Raw genomic sequence first — 15,592 nt, 5'->3', positions numbered from 1 at the left:
AACCAGTAAGCCGGATTTTTTCTTTACCATTTGAGTTGATGATCCATCCGGTAACCATTGTTTTTTCACCGTTCACCAGGCGGAACACCCGGCGTGTTACGGGGGGGCTAATATTTAATGAAAAAGTGTTCAATTATTGTACCGGCGCCCGGTTTTTGTTCAGGTGGTGCAGGAAAGGAGGATCCAATTGATTATGGATTATACCGTGGGTATTGATACCGGCGGGACTTTTTGTGACATAGTGGTGATGGGGCCGGAAGGTAGAACAGTAAGTTATAAGATACCTACCACCTACCTGTGTTGTGACGGTTTGATCCAGGGAGTGGACGGTGCGGCCGGGTTGCTGGGGCTGACGGTGGAAAAATTGCTGGGCGGTACAGGCAGAATCATTTACAGCACCACCATAGCCACCAACACCATTGTCCAGCGGGCCAATGAGGAACGGGTGGGTTGTTTGGTTACGTCCGGTTTCCGGGATACCCTCTTTCTTCGCCGGGGTGTACGGAAGAGCATTTGGGATTGCCAGGAGCCCTACCCGGCGCCCTTTGTGCGCCGGGCCCATACGGTGGAAATTAACGAACGGGTGGATGCCCGGGGCCAGGTGGTTACTCCCCTGAATGTGGAGGAGGTCCGGGAGAAAATCCGCAAACTGTTAGGCCAGCGTTCCAGCAGGGGGAGCATGGAAGCAGTAGCCATCTGTTTTCTCCACTCTTACGCCAACCCGCATCACGAACGGTTGGTGGCCCGGATAGTTAAAGAAGAATTTCCCCAGGTGTTTGTTTCCGCTTCCGTGGATGTGGCACCGGAAATCCGGGAGTACGAGCGCATGAGCACCACTGTCTTTAACGCCTACGTGGGCAAAACAGTGTCATCCCACCTTGCCCAGGTGGATGACCAGCTGCGTAGCCGGGGATATGCTTCTCCCGTACATATCATGCAGTCCAACGGGGGAGTTTCCGGGCTGGAAGAAGCCGCTCTACGCCCGGTCAATACCATTTTTTCCGGTCCGGCGGGTGGAGTGATGGCTGCCCGGTACATGGGGGCTTTGCTCGGGCTCCGCGATATTCTGGCCATGGATATGGGAGGAACCAGCTTTGATGTGGGCCTGATCCGGGATGGAGAGCCTTTAACCTGTACCATAAGCGAGGTGGCATCTTACCCCTTGATGGGTGAACGCATAGACATCCGTTCCATTGGGGCCGGGGGCGGAACCATAGCCTGGGTGGATGCCCAGGGGGTGTTGCGGGTGGGTCCCCATAGCGCGGGCTCGGTGCCTGGCCCGGCCTGCTTCGGGCGCGGTGGGGAGGAGCCTACGGTAACTGATGCCGACGTGCTTTTGGGGTTCATCAATCCGCACTATTTCCTGGGCGGCCGCATGGAACTGGATGTGGACAGGGCCCGGGAGGCCATTGGTACCAAAATAGCCGGGCCCCTGGGAGTGGATGAGATTCGAGCAGCCGATGGAATTGTGCGGGTGGTAGAAGCCAATATGATCGATGCCGTGCGCCTTTTGACGGTACAGAAGGGAATCGATCCCCGGGATGTGGTTTTAATGGCCTACGGAGGAGCCGGTCCCACCCACGCTGCTTCTATAATGCGGGAAATAGGAGCCACCAGGCTGATAATACCGGCTAATGCGGCCACCTTTTCCTCCTTCGGGTTGCTGACCACCAACTTAAGACATACCTATTCCCGCACTTTCCGGGCCCTGCTGGACCAGATGGACCTGGATCAGGCCAATGACCTGCTGGCGGAGATGGAGGAAAGAGCTCGGGCTACCCTGATCCGGGAAGGCATTACGGAGGAAAAGATAATCATCCGGGCCTCGGCGGACATGAGCTTTATGGGCCAGCTTCACGAACTGAATGTACCTCTGCCCGAAACACGTCTCCGGGAGGAACATTTACCGGCCCTGAAGCGGGCCTATGCAGATATTTACCGGGCCAGGTACGGCTTCAGCGAGGACCTTCCCCTGCAGGTGGTAACTTTCAGGGTGGAAGGAGTGGGCCTGGTGCCCCATCCCGTTTTGTCCCGCAGGGATATTGTGGAAGTTGATGGTGTTGCCCTCAGGAATGATTTGCGGCAGGTGTATTTCAGTGAAGCGGGGGGATTTGTGGAAACACCCGTATACCGGGGTGAGAAGATTCCTGCCGGTTGCACCATTGAAGGACCGGCTGTGGTGGAGTACCCTGATACCACCCTGGTTATCAGGCCCGGTCAGCGGTGCCAGTGGGATGAATTTCTAAACGCCATTATAACTCCAGTTTAAGGGGGGAAAAGAAATGCCTGTGGAACGCCTGGAAGGCAATAAGGAAAGGTATTACTGTACCCTTTCCCATGAAACGGTGCCCGAGGTGGATCCGGTACTGCTGGAGATAGTTAAAAACCGGTTATTTGCCATTGCCAACGAAATGGGAGCGGCAGTGCACAGCACGGCCCACACCCCCATCTTTGCCGAAACCAAGGATTTTTCCTGTGCCGTTTTTGACCACGAAGGTCACATGGTGGGCATGGGGGAATTTCTGCCCGGCCACCAGGGAGCCATGCAGTACCACCTGGAAGCATTAATTGATACGGTGGGTTGGGAAAACATCCATGAAGGCGATATCTTCATGAGCAACGATGCCCTGTACGGCGGGGGGCATACTCCGGACTTATCCCTTTTCCACCCGGTTTATTTCCAGGGGGAGCTAATCGGCTTTGCAGGATGTGTGGTGCACCACCTGGACATGGGGGGAATTGCTCCCACCAGCATTTCGCCCAGGGCTACCGAACTTTACCAGGAAGGAGTTCGTTTTCCGCCCACCACCAAACTTTTTGAAGGGGGCAAATTGCGGGAAGATATCCTGAATATTTTCCTGACCAATGTACGGATGCCCGAACCCCAGCGGGGCGATCTCATGGCCCAGGTGCACGGGGTAAAAGTAGGTGCCATGCGGTTACAGGAACTGGCGGCCCGCTACGGGGTCAAAACCCTCAAAGATATCTATATTGCCCTGCACCACTATGCTGAAGCAAAGGTAAGGAGCCTGATTGCGGCTATGCCCGATGGGGTATATGAGGGAGAAGATTTTGTAGACGGGGACGGACAGACCGATAAGAGCTACCGGGTAAAATGTGCCATGATCGTCAGGGGAGATCGCCTTACCTTTGATTTCAGCGGCACCGATCCCCAGGCAAAGGGATTCATCAACTCCCGGTGGGGGAATGTGGTTGCCCACTCCTATTCGGCTCTAATGGCCATGCTGCCCGATTGCCCCAAGTGTTACGGCTCCATGGTGCCCATGGATCTCATTACCGAGCGGGGCAGCCTGCTCAACTGTAATCCTGGGGCGGCTATTGGGGCGTGCAGCACCGAAACGGGACACCTGGTGCACAACCTGGTATGGTACTGCCTGAGCCTGGCCAACCCCGACCTGGGATCCGGGGTCTGGGCGGGAGCCTGGGGCTTCCAGTTCATGTTTGGCACGGATCCGCGCACCGGTAAACCCTTTATTGCGCTGCTGCAGAGTGCCGGCGGCGGCGGTGGCGGTGGCAGGAAAACTTTAGACGGCTGGCCCACCGCCTGTCAGAAATGTTCCAATGTCACCATGCCCAATATCGAAATCGAAGAGCAATACTGGCCGCTTTTATATCGCTACCGGCGCATTTGTAAGGATGAGAACTTTCCCGGGAGTGGAGCGGGCCGGCGCCGGGGGGGCATGGGGGTGGAGTACGAGGTGAGTCCCGTGGGAACGGTGGTGGAATGCACTTCCCTGTGCACCAAGTTTTATACCCCCGTGCATGGTGTGTTTGGCGGTCGTGGAGGCCACCCGGCCAGGGCTGAGTTGCGGGATGCCCGGACGGGGAAAACCATTAAAATTCTGCCCTCAAAATTTCAGGGAGAAAAAATAACCCCGGATCAGACCATATACTGGGCTATGACCGGTGGCGGCGGCTATGGTTCTCCTCTGGAGAGGGAGCCGTGGCTGGTGAGGGAAGACGTCATTGATGAGTACATCACTCTGGAAACGGCCCGCAATGTTTACGGGGTGGTAATAAATCCGGCAACCTTTGAGATAGACTATAAGGCTACTGAAAAGCTACGCCAGAAAATGAAGGCTCAAGAGCAAGTCCTGTAGGCAGGAAAGAGGGGAATTATATGGCCAGGCTGAAATACATCGAGGAGGAAGAGGCAAAGGATCCCCGCATAAAGGAAGCTTACCAGCGCATGATTGCAAAACGGGGGAAGGTAACCAATATCTACAAAATAATGGCCTATAAACCGGAAATATTGCGTACCATCGGACCTTTTGTGGCTGCGGTACAGGCTCCCGATGAGGTGGATGCCAGGCTAAAGGAAAAGATTATTTTAAAAGCTTCCAGAGTTAACGGCTCGGTTTACTGCAGCCATGCCCACGTCCAGATCATGCGCAAGATGGAGATGACGGATGAGGAGATTGCAGCCGTAGACCACCTGGACTCCCCCCTCCTCACCGAGGCAGAAAAGGTAGCCCTGGAGTACACCGAAAAGCTGAGCCGGGATGCCAACGGGGTGTCCGACGAGCTCTTTGCCCGCATGCAACAGTTTTACTCCGACTCCCAGATAGTGGAGATCACCTGCCTAATTTGCCTTTACAGCATGATCAACCGCTTTAACGAAGCCATGAAGCTGGACCTGGAAGATTACTAGCCGGGCTGGTTGGGCCGGGATAAGTCTTATCCCGGCCTGATCATCGGAACCCGTTCGTAACAAAGGAGGTGGATAGCAGGTGCAAGTTTAAATAACCGGGACGACGTTTATTACAACAAGCTGAAAGCGGGGTGAAAAAATGCACGGCGTAGAACTTGGTGTGGTAATCCTGTACTTTTTGACCATGCTTTTAATTGGCTGGTGGTTCAGGTGGGCCAGTACCCGCAGCGAAGCTTCTTTTTGGGTGGCCGAGCGTTCAGTGGGGGCACTGGTAAACGGGGTGGCCATCTTTTCGGCAATTGGCAGTGCCGCCACCTTCATGGGTTTTGTAGCGGTGGGTTATGTTTACGGCCTCCCCATGTCCCTTGCCTGCGCAGCCGGGGCAGCGGTGGGGTATGCTTTTGCTCTAATTTCCTTTGCCGGCCCTTTACGCCGGCTGGGCGGGTTCACCCTCGGCGACTTCTTTGAGATGCGTTACGGTGGGCAGGCCATCAGGATCGTTTACAGCCTGATTACCGTGGTTTTCTTCTTCGTCTACCTCATACCTCAGCTTAAAGGCGGCGGCCTGGTACTGCAATATTTGCTGGGCCTACCCTACTGGCAGGGGGTTATCTTAATCGGATTTGTTTACGTTATTTACGTTGTGCTGGGTGGCATGCTGGCCATAACCTGGACCGATTTTATCCAGGGATTGTTGATGTTTTTATTTGCCGTAGGCCTGGGTGCTTTTATCCTGGCCGAATTTGGCGGTAGTATAGGTAACGTCCTGCAGTCGGCCGTGGCCGCGGATCCCCATTTTGCTTATCTTTCTCCCAAGATGTCCTTCTGGTCCGTGCTGGGTTTTGCCCTTTCCATGGTCTTTTTTATGGGAGCTTCCCCCCACGTGGTGATGCGGCAGTATACCGTCCGTAATCCCCATGCGGGGAGGGTTTCCGTGCTTATAGCAGTGATCATGATGGATATATTTGTGGGCCTTTTTGCCTATACCATGATCCTGGCGGCAGCCAAGATTCATCTGCCGCCTTTAAAGGATCCGGATTTCATCACTCTGGCTGTCATGGACCGTTACTTCTCTCCCATCCTTAAGGGGCTGAGTGTGGCCGCCATTCTGGCTGCCATCCAGTCCACCACCGATGCCATGTTGCTGGCCATCGGGGCAGCGGTGGGGCATGATATATACAAACGCCTGATCCGGCCCGGCGCCGAAGCAAAAAGTGTGTTTTGGGTGGCCCGGGTGGTCATGCTGGTAGCGGGGATTCTGGCCATCATCATCGCCCTGCGACCACCGGGCCTGATTGGAGTTATAGTGGGCCTGATTACCGGGGGAATTGGCGCCAGTTTCTTTTTCCCTCTGTGGCTGGGCATCTGGTGGGAGAGGACAACCCGGGCTGGTGCCCTGGCCGGTATGGTGGGTGGTTTCGTGGCGTTTGTTGTCTTTCAACTGGGCGGGCTGGTGCCCCTGTTTACTGCCGCCCTGGTAGGGGTGGCGGCATCGCTGGTCGTTACGGTGGTGGTCAGCCTGCTGACGGCACCGGCAACCGACGAGGTAAGGCAACTGGTGAAGCAAATACGGGCATAGCCCTGGCTCGGAAAGGAGGGGTGGCAGTGGAAAAACTGGCGGTATCTTTCTGCCTGCTACTGCTGGCAGGTGTGGTAATTGCCTTTTCTCCCCTTTTCTGGTCCAGCCGGGTGGTCTACCACATTCCTTTGCTGAATTGGGGATTTGTATTCCTGGTCTTTTATGCAGTGATACTGGCTGGACTGTTTACCTGGCTGGCGAAGAAAGGTGAAGACAAAATTAAGGGGGCAAACGAAGGCGTGCAGGAGTATTAAACGCGCATGCGGGTCGGGACCATAAGGTACCGACCCGCCGCCGGTGGAGCGGTTTGTGAACTGGCTGCAATCCGGGCGGGAAATACCGGTGTAAAAAGGGGCGTAACTGGTGGGAGCTTGATTAACCTTTTTGTTTGCGGTGCATGCTAAAAGAGTACGTAAATGAGCGGGCACGAAGAAAAAAGTATCTGAGCGGTGAAGTTGATGGAGGGGATCCGTTATGCACGTACTCTTGGTGCAGCCCCGGCCCAGGGATGGCCTGGGATTTAAAAGCGTGATCCGCGCCGAACCTCTCGGCCTGGAAATTGTAGCAGGAGCCCTGACTGCCCACCAGGTAAAAATTGTTGACCTGATCGATGGCCGGTTACCGGTAAACGTAATACAAGAATTTGCGCCCCGGGCAGTGGGCATAAGCTGTTCTTTTACGGTAGATACCTACCGGGTGGTGGAGCTGGCCCGGGCCTTTAAACAAATTAACCCGCAACTGTTTGTATTTGTAGGCGGGCACCATGCCTCCCTTAGCCCGGAAGACTTTTTTGATCCGGCAATTGATGCGGTGGTGGTGGGTGAAGGGGAAACTACTAGCCCGGAGTTGTTAGCAGCCCTGGAGGGTGGGGAAGATCTGTCTGGAGTACAGGGTCTGGTTTTAAACCGTCCCGAGGGCCAGTTTTTCACCGGCTTTCGGCCTTTACTGGCTAATCTGGATGAAGTACCTTTTCCCAGGCGATCTCTGGTCAAAGATTACCGGGAGCGATATTTTCTCGGTTTCCGTCGCCCCCTGATAACCGTAGAAACTTCCCGGGGCTGCCCTTTCCGGTGTAATTTCTGCAGCGTGTGGCGTTTTCAGAGGGGCAAATTCAGGGCCATGAGTCCCGAGCGGGTGGTAGAAGAATTGGCCCAGCTCCCCCCTGGAGATGTACTGTTCACCGACGACAACTTTTTAGCCGATGTAAACAGGGCAGCCCAAATTGCCGCCCTCATCAAAGGGGAGCGGCTTCCGGCCAGGAGATACATCATTCAGGCCCGCAGCGATACCATTGTTTCCCACCCGGAAATCGTGGCCCAGTGGAAAGAGGTTGGTTTAAATCAGGTCTTTATCGGGTTTGAGAAAATAGACCAGGAAGGTTTGGAACAGGTGGACAAGCGCAACAACGTGGAGAATAACGAGCGAGCCTTAAAGTTCCTGCAAAAAATGAAGATCGGTGTATATGCTTCTTTTATTGTGGACCCGCAGTTCACCAAATTGGACTTTCAAAAGTTGCGGGAGTATATCAGACGGCTGAAGCTCAACCAACCCTATTTCAGCGTTCTCACCCCCTTACCCGGTACCGAGCTTTTCGACCAGGTAAAGGAACGCATAACTTCTTTAAATTATGACCTTTTTGACCTTTTACATGCAGTTTTACCCACTAAATTGCCCTTATCGGAGTTCTACCGGGAGTTGGCTGGCCTTTACCGCTGGGCCTATGGCAAGCCCCTTTACCTGTTGTCTACGGCGGGCTGGGTGATGAAATGCCTCTTACGGGGGGAGCTATCGCTGGAACATCTTCGCCGCCTCTGGTACGGAGCGACGTTAACCACAAGACCGAAAGCGTATTTGCAATAGAAGCCGGTAGCTTTTTACCGCCGGTGTAATCCCGGTATTCTGTCGAAAGAAAAGGGGGACTGAACATGGCTATGGGAGGTTATGCCGGCAAAATATTGTTTGTTGATCTGAGCCGCAAAAAATTCTGGTCGGAAAAGCTCTTACCTCAGCTGACACGGGATTATATCGGGGGCAGCGGTTTAAATTATCAACTGGCCAGGGACTTAATCCATCCCCGGTCGGACCCGCTGGCTCCCGAGAGCCCTGTTATTATAGGGGTGGGGCCCCTGGTGGGTCTCCCGGTCCCATCGGCAGCGAAGTTTCAGGCCACCGTCCGCTTTCCCAATCCAGCGGATGAAAGTGGAAAGTGTTTTATTGGCTCTGCCAGCAGCGGCAGCCGCAGGTTTGCCGCCATGTTGAAAAAAGCAGGTTTTGACTGTATGGTAATCACAGGAAGATCGGAAAGACCAGCCTACCTGGTGGTGGAGAATGGGGGCGTAAAGTTAGAAGACGCCAGCGGGCTTTGGGGTAAAACGAATGTTTATCAGACAACCAGGGAGTTAATGAAAAAATATCCCGGTGCCGGAGTAATTGCCATTGGTGCTGCGGGCGAAAATTTGGTCAGGTTTGCCATTGCCATTACGGATATGACCTCTACTTTGGGCAGAAATGGATTGGGGGCCGTTCTGGGTTCTAAAAAATTAAAGGCTATAGTGGTCAGGGGGGAAGGAGAAATAAAGATAGCCGACCGGAAGAGGCTCCTTGAGGCTACCAGGAGGATAAGGGAGGAAATAGAAGCTCACCCCCTTACCAGAACCCACAGGGAGATCGGTCTTCATGCCAGCTGGCATATTTACCGCATAACCATGAACCCCGGCCTCTGGCCGGTGGAAAAATGGGATTGTTTGTACGGGCCGGCGGTGGCTCGTTCAGCCATTTTAAAAAACCTCCCATGTTCCAGATGTATTCTGTGCTGTCGTTCATCCTTTCCCGTAGAGGGGACGGGGGAGGGTGTGGAGGTTACCCATACAGGGACTTTTTTGCATCTGGCCACCATTGGTCAAACTTTAAATCTTGAGGATTGGCGGCAGGCTGCAAGATTGCTTCACCTGTGCAATTGTGCCGGCATGTCCGTGGTAGAATTCAGGGGCATTATCCGTTATCTTTCCCAGGTAGCACGTAGCAGGAGGGGGGAAGTAGAGGCGTTGAAACTGGAGGAAGGGCTACCTGCTTACGAAAGGCTCCTTAACCACCTGATCTTCCGTCAAGGAATTGGTAATATCCTGGCCGAAGGATGGGTGGCCATGGGCCGGTATTTCGGGGAAGATCCCGCTAATCATCTCAGCATGATTAAAGGGGCAGCCTGCACTTATGATGCCAGGGCTACAAAAATGGATGCCCCGCGATTTAACATGGTGGTCAATCCCCGGGGGGCCATGCACGGCCTGGCCCACTCCGCCACATCCATACCTTTACAGGAACCGGAGGTCATCGTAAGTTCGCTAGAAAAGATGGGCCTGGATAAGGAAGCCATAGAAAGAATCATTAAAGGCCGGTATTTAAATGTGGGCAGGCTGACCCGCCATGTTCAGGATTCCGGTCAGGTTATGGATTGCCTGGGCGTATGTATTATGTACAACATACCCGGGTTTTTACACCTGCAGAATCTAGCCAAGATTTACTCTGCCGCTACCGGGTTGCAAACCACTGCCGGGGAACTGAAGCGAGCAGGGGAGCGGGTTTTCAATTTGTTAAAGGTCCTGAACGTGAGGGAGGGGTTCCACCGGGACGATGACTCTTTTCCGAAAATATGGCTCACGGAAAAGAATACTCCAGACGGAAAAGAATACCTGGAAGACTATTACCGTCAACGAAGGCTGGAGCCTCAAGAGCTGCAGGCTTTGCTGGACGACTACTATCAGGAGAGGGGATGGGATCCTCTCACCGGCTGTCCTACTCCAGAAACGCTGGCCGGTTTGGGCCTGGGAAGGGCGGCTGAATCATTATAACCGTTTAAGAGAAAGAACTAACCGTTCAAGAGATTTTTGGGTGGATTCGGGAAAATTTCAACTCAACAACATTATAGTCGTGGTATTTTTTTGTTAAGCCAGGAAGGTAACTGCCGCCCGGGGGGTACTGTGCAGGCGCTCATAAGGCAGCTTTGGGGGGGGAAAAAGCGTGGAGGATAGCGGATCCATTTTAGATACGGTGGTTGCAGCAGCAAAGTATTTTTTGGAAGCTCTTGGCAAAAATGTAACCCTTGCCGTGGCCGACCGGGAAAAGTATCTTTTTTATTTTGAAGGGGTGGTGAAGCTTGGCCTGGGTGTAGGGAAAAAATTCCGGGAAGGGAGTGCTTCGGACAGGGTAATTAGAACCGGTCAGAGAAGCGTGGTGTTAATTCCCGAAGAAAAATACGGGGTGCCTTTTTTAGCCATAGCCTCGCCCATTAAAAATGAACGTGGCGAGGTGGTCGGCTGTATAGCCATAAGTATCCCCACCATAAAGCAAGAAGAGCTGAAAAAGATGGCCGCTGAACTGGAGAGCTATTGCGGCGGTCTCAGTTCCAGTGCTGCGGAGATGGCTGCCAGTGCCCAGCAAATTGCCAATAACAATGTGAAGCTGGCCCAAAATGCCCAGTCCGTCCGGGAGAACATCCAAAACCTGGATAGTGTGCTGTCCCTTATTCAGGAGGTGGCCGAGCAGACCCACCTGTTGGGATTAAATGCGGCTATTGAGGCGGCCCGGGCAGGTGAACAGGGGAGGGGGTTTAGCGTGGTGGCCGATGAAATCAGAAAAATGGCTGCCAAGACCCGCTCCTCGGTTAAGGACAGCGCCGGAATGCTGGAAAACATTAAAAAAAACATTCTGGACATCACCAGAATGATCGAGGAAATGGTGGCTTCTTCCCAGGAACAGGCTGCCGAAAGTGAAGAGATTTCAGCTTTAATAGCCGAACTGGAAAAAATGATCGGAAAAATGAGGAAAATGGCGACGGAATATGATTTCTGAAAGCTGGCCCTTACCAGGCAAAGACGGGCGGGTATTGCATCTTGTGTCTTTATGGAGCCGACCCACCCCATGCACCTGGCTGCCGATAGGTTTGCCAGACTGGTAGAGGAGAAAAGCCAGGGCCGCATTAAGATAACCATTTACCCTGCTCGCCAATTGGGGGACGACCGTGAAGCTTTGAGGAATGGAAAAAAGTTATGACCAGCGAAGCTGCGCGGCAGTTGCTCGATGGCCTTTCCGAAATCAAGGTTAAGGGACTGGCTATTTATGATGCCGGTTTCAGGCATTTTGTAACCGCGCCCAGGCTGTTTTTCGGGCGATAGGGGGTGCGGTGGTTAAGGGGATATCCTAATATTTAAGGACTATATTGTTTTTTTGAAAAACTACCGGATACTTCCTGGAGCTTGTTGACGAGAGCCACCCGGTTGCGCACTTCCAGCTTGCGCAGGAGATTTTGAACATGAAATTTAACCGTATTCGTGCTCAAGTAAAGCTGCTGGGCTATTTCCCGGTTTGTAAAACCCTGGGCCACGAGTCTGGCGATGGCTTCCTGTTGTGGAGTAAGGAGATTTGTCGGGGTGGCTTTGGCAGGCGGCATTTCTTTGAGGCTGGCGATAAGATGCATGGCTACCTGGGGATCTATGACTACTTCTCCCTTAGCCACTGACTTTATGGCGTGTCTCAGTTCCGGGAGGGGTACGTTTTTCAGGAGGAAGCCCCTGGCACCAACCATAGCGGCCTTGACGATAGAGTCCCGCTGCTCTCCATAGGCGGTAAGGATAATCACTTTCAAGGTTGGATATTGTCTCGTCAGGCGTGCGCACAGGTCAATCCCGCTTTCCCCGGGCAGGCGGTCGTCCAAAAGGACCACATCGGCCGTCGTGGTTTTAAGGAGTTGCAGTAGTTCTCTGCCGCATGCGGCTTCCCCTGCAATTTGAAAATCCGGGTCCTTTTGGAAGGCTGCTTTAAGGCCTTCCCTTATTATTTCATGATCATCCACAATGATAAGGGAAATTGCCTGCATCTATTTTTTACCCTCCCTGGAATGGGATCACGGCACGTATTTCCGTACCCCCCGTTTCGGGTTTTTTGATCTCAAAGGAACCCTTAAGGCATTTTATCCTCCAGATCATGTTTTTGAGACCAAACTTCATTTCTTCATCGTGGGGCTTGTGAAAAATATCCGGGCAAATACCTATTCCTGCGTCAACAACCGATAGCTCAATTTCTTTTTCTTTGAAGAGTATGTTTACCTTCGCTTCTCGGGCCATTGAATGCTTTAGCACGTTGAACAAGGCTTCTTGTACTATGTGGTATATGTTTTTGCTCATAAATTCCGGCATTTCCGGCTCGGAAGCAGGAACGTTTAATCGTATCGTTACCAACCCTGTGGCGTTAAGATACTGAACCAGGTTTTCCAGTTTTTTTGTCAGGCTGCATTTTTGTTTACTGGATGATAGTTGATAAACCACATTGCGGACTTCCCTGGCTGTATTATCAACAAGCTTTTTCAGGAGAATGAGTTTTCTAAGCGTTGGTGAAAAAGAAGGGAGTTCTTCAAGGCATTGATCGATATAAAGCATTATCACAAAAAGTATTTGCAGGACAGAATCATGCAAATCAGAGGCTATCCTGGTTCTTTCGCGAAGAAGAATTTCTTGTCGTGTTTGTTCTAATAAATCATGTAATTTGATTAATATTGCACTTTGCTGTTTATGTTTTTCTGATAAAAAAGTAATGGTGCGTTTAAACTCACTATAATGTGTCTTGCTTGTGGTCTTAATACCACTTAGCTTCTCTAAGGTGGTACTTTTGGAAAAGAGAGGGTGCTGGTAAAATTGCCCCAATTCCTTCAACGTCTCAAGCACATTAAGAGACTGACTTATCTTATTTATCCTGTTGGTGTTACCCGTCATGGTCTTTGTTGTTTCTTCAAATAACGTGCCGGAGGATTTCACAAATTTCCTCACCTCCTATATCTCGCGGGTTGGTAATTATACAGGCATCTTGAAGTGCGTTCTGAGCCATTGATTCCAGATCTTGAAGTGACAGATGATAATTGGATAGTTTATCATCTATTCCCACTTCCCTTGCTAGATTCCTGATCTCTTCAATGGTATAACGGGCCTTTTCGCGGAGGCTCCGGTTTTGGACGGGCAGTCCCAGGATATGAGAAATGACTCCAAGTCTTTCCATGCACGCCGGTAGGTTATATTCCATAACGTGGGGAAGAAGCATGGCGTTTACCCTGCCGTGCGGAAGGTCAAACATTCCTCCCACTTGATGGGCAATGGCATGCACCGCACCAATTAATGCATTTGAACAGGCCACGGCTGCCAGAAGGCTGGCTTTAGCCATGGCGTCCTTGGCCTGGAGATTGGTTTTACTGGATACTGATTTTCTTAAGTGGGTGGCTATCAAGCGGATGGCCGTTAAAGCGTAAGAATCAGTTAAAAAGCTGGCTGCGGTGGAAACATACGCTTCAATGGCATGGGCTAAAGCATCCATACCCGTATTGGCAGTTAGTTCCGGGTCTTTCGTGGTTAAAAGTAAGGGATCGGTGATGGATATGTCGGGGATTAAGGTATTGCTTACCAGGATCATTTTTTTTCTTTTTCTGGTATCTAAAATCACGGCAAAGCGAGTTATGTCTGCTCCTGAACCGGCAGTGGTGGGAACCATGATCATGGGGGGAAGAGGATTGGTGATCTTATCCACTCCTTCGTAATCATGAATGGTTCCGGGGTGAGTGGCCATCACGGCCACTGCTTTGGCTAAGTCAATCGGGCTGCCCCCTCCAATGGCCATGATGACATCACACTTGGACTCCTTGTAAGCGCAGGTGGCTCCCTCTACCTCGTAGTCCCTGGGATTGGGAGTGACTCCCTGCCACACCTCGTATTTTATTCCTTCGCTTTTCAAAAATAGCAAGGCGGCGTCTACCCACCCTGCTTTTATGATGCCGGGGTCGGTTACCAGAAACACCTTTTCCGCTCCCATTCGCCGGGCACAAATACCCACCTGCCGGATGGAGCCCCTTCCGAAAATAATTTCCGGTATTTTGAACTGGTAAGCAAGCTGCATGCTAACGTCCTCTCCCGGTAAAACACACACTTTGGCCGCTTTTGGCCGGTCAATTTAACCGTACATCAAATAAAAATATGGATGTGCTACTCAAGCTAAATTGTTAGAAGCATATCCTTAGTTGTTGGAAAAATAGTGCCAGCGGTACTCCAAAAGCACAAAAAAACCACCTCATTCCTCCGCAGGAGGAAGGGTGGCTTGAAGTCCGGTCATGGTTTTTTTGATGTTGGACCCTGGCTTAGAACAGGATCAAAGGCTTGATTATACCGTCTTCTTTTGTGGCCATCAGATGGAAAGCCTTTTCCACCTCTTCGAATTTAAAGCGGTGGGTGGTTAAGGGCGTGGGATCTATCCTGCCCGTTTCTATGAGGCGCAGGAGCCTCTTCATCCTTTCCTTGCCGCCCGGGCAGAGGCCGGTGCGAATGGTCTTGTCGCTCATGCCCACTCCCCAGGCCAGGCGGGGGATTTTAATATAATCTCCTTCCCCGTGATACCCGATATTGGAGATGGTGCCGCCCGGCCTGGTTACTTTGATGCAATTCTCAAAGGTTTCCTGTGCCCCAAGGGCTTCAATGGCCGAGTCCACTCCCTGGCCGTCGGTGAGCCGCAGAATTTCTTCCACGGGGTCTACTTTGGCAAAGTCCACCACCACATCGGCTCCGAAATGTCTGGCCAATTCCTGCCGTTTGGGTACTGTTTCCACTGCAATGATGAGGCCGGCTCCCAGCAACCGGCTTCCAGCCGTGGCCATTAAACCTACCGGCCCCTGACCGAATATTGCCACTGTTCCACCCAGGGGAATGTTGGCGTGCTCTGCCCCCATAAAACCGGTAGACATCATATCGGTGGTGTACAGGGCCGCTTCATCAGACACAGAATCCGGGATGGGTACCAGGTTCGCTTCAGCATCATTAACGTGGAAATACTCGGCCATGCTTCCATCTTTGGTGTTGGCGAATCTCCAGCCGCCCAGCATCTGGGTGCACTGGGATGTGTACCCTCTCTGGCAATTTTCGCACCTGTAGCACGGAGTAATGGCGTTGACCACTACCCGGTCGCCTTCTTTCAACCCTTTAACAGCTTTCCCCAGTTTGTAAATAATTCCTACTGCCTCATGGCCGAGGGTGAGATCTTTCCGTTCCCCAATAGCTCCGTGGACTGTATGCACGTCGGAGGTGCAAATGAGTGCCGCAGTGGTTTTTATAATGGCATCGTTTGGCCCGGGATCTTGGGGAACTGGCTTTTCTATGAGTCCCACCCTGCCAATGCCGTGCATTACAAATGCCTTCATGGTTTTAGCCATGCTTAAAACCTCCCTAAACTTCCATGATAATTTTTATCACAACCCACGAATGAAAATCGAGTCAGCTAGACTTTCCATTACCAACTTTTTCTGCCATACTGGAAGG

General features: G+C 52.2%; 14 protein-coding genes. 10 read left to right on the top strand and 4 right to left on the bottom strand.

Features of this window, described 5'->3' with window-relative positions:
• Positions 1-193 precede the first annotated feature (193 nt).
• The 10 genes from J2Z49_RS11830 (at position 194) to J2Z49_RS11785 (ending at position 11,422) form a co-directional block, all read left to right on the top strand.
• On the top strand, positions 194-2,269 hold the full coding sequence (locus J2Z49_RS11830; RefSeq protein ID WP_307403196.1) for a hydantoinase/oxoprolinase family protein: 2,076 nt from the start codon (positions 194-196) through the stop codon (positions 2,267-2,269).
• 13 nt (positions 2,270-2,282) lie between these two features.
• On the top strand, positions 2,283-4,121 hold the full coding sequence (locus J2Z49_RS11825) for a hydantoinase B/oxoprolinase family protein (RefSeq protein WP_307403167.1): 1,839 nt from the start codon (positions 2,283-2,285) through the stop codon (positions 4,119-4,121).
• 20 nt (positions 4,122-4,141) lie between these two features.
• On the top strand, positions 4,142-4,672 hold the full coding sequence (locus tag J2Z49_RS11820; RefSeq protein ID WP_307403166.1) for a carboxymuconolactone decarboxylase family protein: 531 nt from the start codon (positions 4,142-4,144) through the stop codon (positions 4,670-4,672).
• A gap of 139 nt (positions 4,673-4,811) precedes the next feature.
• Positions 4,812-6,251 carry a sodium:solute symporter family protein gene (locus J2Z49_RS11815; protein WP_307403165.1) on the top strand — a complete coding sequence of 480 codons (1,440 nt, stop codon included), beginning with the start codon at positions 4,812-4,814 and terminating at the stop codon, positions 6,249-6,251.
• Between the two features lie 26 nt (positions 6,252-6,277).
• Positions 6,278-6,505: a hypothetical protein gene (locus J2Z49_RS11810; RefSeq protein WP_259498432.1), complete on the top strand. Its 228-nt coding sequence runs from the start codon at positions 6,278-6,280 to the stop codon at positions 6,503-6,505.
• 220 nt (positions 6,506-6,725) lie between these two features.
• The gene (locus J2Z49_RS11805) at positions 6,726-8,111 is read left to right on the top strand and encodes a B12-binding domain-containing radical SAM protein (RefSeq protein WP_307403164.1); all 1,386 of its coding nucleotides are present in this window, start codon (positions 6,726-6,728) and stop codon (positions 8,109-8,111) included.
• 65 nt (positions 8,112-8,176) lie between these two features.
• Positions 8,177-10,099: an aldehyde ferredoxin oxidoreductase N-terminal domain-containing protein gene (locus J2Z49_RS11800; protein WP_307403163.1), complete on the top strand. Its 1,923-nt coding sequence runs from the start codon at positions 8,177-8,179 to the stop codon at positions 10,097-10,099.
• A 169-nt stretch (positions 10,100-10,268) separates the two neighbouring features.
• Positions 10,269-11,099, top strand: coding sequence for a methyl-accepting chemotaxis protein (locus J2Z49_RS11795; RefSeq protein ID WP_307403162.1), 831 nt, complete (start codon positions 10,269-10,271; stop codon positions 11,097-11,099).
• Positions 11,100-11,150: 51 nt separating this feature from the next.
• A complete protein-coding gene (locus J2Z49_RS11790) occupies positions 11,151-11,300 on the top strand; it encodes a hypothetical protein (RefSeq protein ID WP_307403161.1) in 150 nt (49 codons plus the stop codon).
• Positions 11,297-11,422 carry a hypothetical protein gene (locus tag J2Z49_RS11785; protein WP_307403160.1) on the top strand — a complete coding sequence of 42 codons (126 nt, stop codon included), beginning with the start codon at positions 11,297-11,299 and terminating at the stop codon, positions 11,420-11,422. The genes J2Z49_RS11790 and J2Z49_RS11785 overlap by 4 nt, the downstream gene beginning before the upstream one ends.
• A gap of 32 nt (positions 11,423-11,454) precedes the next feature.
• Here the strand turns inward: J2Z49_RS11785 and J2Z49_RS11780 are convergent, their stop codons facing one another.
• From J2Z49_RS11780 to J2Z49_RS11765, 4 genes are all read right to left on the bottom strand, one after another.
• Positions 11,455-12,123 carry a response regulator gene (locus J2Z49_RS11780; protein WP_307403159.1) on the bottom strand — a complete coding sequence of 223 codons (669 nt, stop codon included), beginning with the start codon at positions 12,121-12,123 and terminating at the stop codon, positions 11,455-11,457.
• 7 nt (positions 12,124-12,130) lie between these two features.
• The gene (locus J2Z49_RS11775; protein ID WP_307403158.1) at positions 12,131-13,057 is read right to left on the bottom strand and encodes a sensor histidine kinase; all 927 of its coding nucleotides are present in this window, start codon (positions 13,055-13,057) and stop codon (positions 12,131-12,133) included.
• A complete protein-coding gene (locus J2Z49_RS11770; RefSeq protein ID WP_307403157.1) occupies positions 13,032-14,183 on the bottom strand; it encodes an iron-containing alcohol dehydrogenase in 1,152 nt (383 codons plus the stop codon). Before J2Z49_RS11770 ends, J2Z49_RS11775 begins: the two co-directional genes overlap by 26 nt.
• Before the next feature lie 238 nt (positions 14,184-14,421).
• Entirely contained in the window at positions 14,422-15,486 is a 1,065-nt protein-coding gene (locus tag J2Z49_RS11765; protein WP_307403156.1) for an NAD(P)-dependent alcohol dehydrogenase, read from the bottom strand.
• Positions 15,487-15,592: the final 106 nt, after the last annotated feature.

The organism is Desulfofundulus luciae (genome assembly GCF_030813795.1).
Lineage (GTDB): Bacteria > Bacillota > Desulfotomaculia > Desulfotomaculales > Desulfovirgulaceae > Desulfofundulus > Desulfofundulus luciae.
The sequence above is the reverse complement of the archived record's forward strand: the minus strand, read 5'-3'. Positions and strand labels throughout refer to the sequence as shown.

Coding starts and splice junctions, on each gene's coding strand:
- J2Z49_RS11780 (WP_307403159.1), bottom strand. CDS start 12,123: ATGCAGGCAATTTCCCTTATCATTGTGGATGATCATGAAATAATAAGG.
- J2Z49_RS11815 (WP_307403165.1), top strand. CDS start 4,812: ATGCACGGCGTAGAACTTGGTGTGGTAATCCTGTACTTTTTGACCATG.
- J2Z49_RS11800 (WP_307403163.1), top strand. CDS start 8,177: ATGGCTATGGGAGGTTATGCCGGCAAAATATTGTTTGTTGATCTGAGC.
- J2Z49_RS11785 (WP_307403160.1), top strand. CDS start 11,297: ATGACCAGCGAAGCTGCGCGGCAGTTGCTCGATGGCCTTTCCGAAATC.
- J2Z49_RS11825 (WP_307403167.1), top strand. CDS start 2,283: ATGCCTGTGGAACGCCTGGAAGGCAATAAGGAAAGGTATTACTGTACC.
- J2Z49_RS11770 (WP_307403157.1), bottom strand. CDS start 14,183: ATGCAGCTTGCTTACCAGTTCAAAATACCGGAAATTATTTTCGGAAGG.
- J2Z49_RS11765 (WP_307403156.1), bottom strand. CDS start 15,486: ATGGCTAAAACCATGAAGGCATTTGTAATGCACGGCATTGGCAGGGTG.
- J2Z49_RS11790 (WP_307403161.1), top strand. CDS start 11,151: ATGGAGCCGACCCACCCCATGCACCTGGCTGCCGATAGGTTTGCCAGA.
- J2Z49_RS11830 (WP_307403196.1), top strand. CDS start 194: ATGGATTATACCGTGGGTATTGATACCGGCGGGACTTTTTGTGACATA.
- J2Z49_RS11805 (WP_307403164.1), top strand. CDS start 6,726: ATGCACGTACTCTTGGTGCAGCCCCGGCCCAGGGATGGCCTGGGATTT.
- J2Z49_RS11820 (WP_307403166.1), top strand. CDS start 4,142: ATGGCCAGGCTGAAATACATCGAGGAGGAAGAGGCAAAGGATCCCCGC.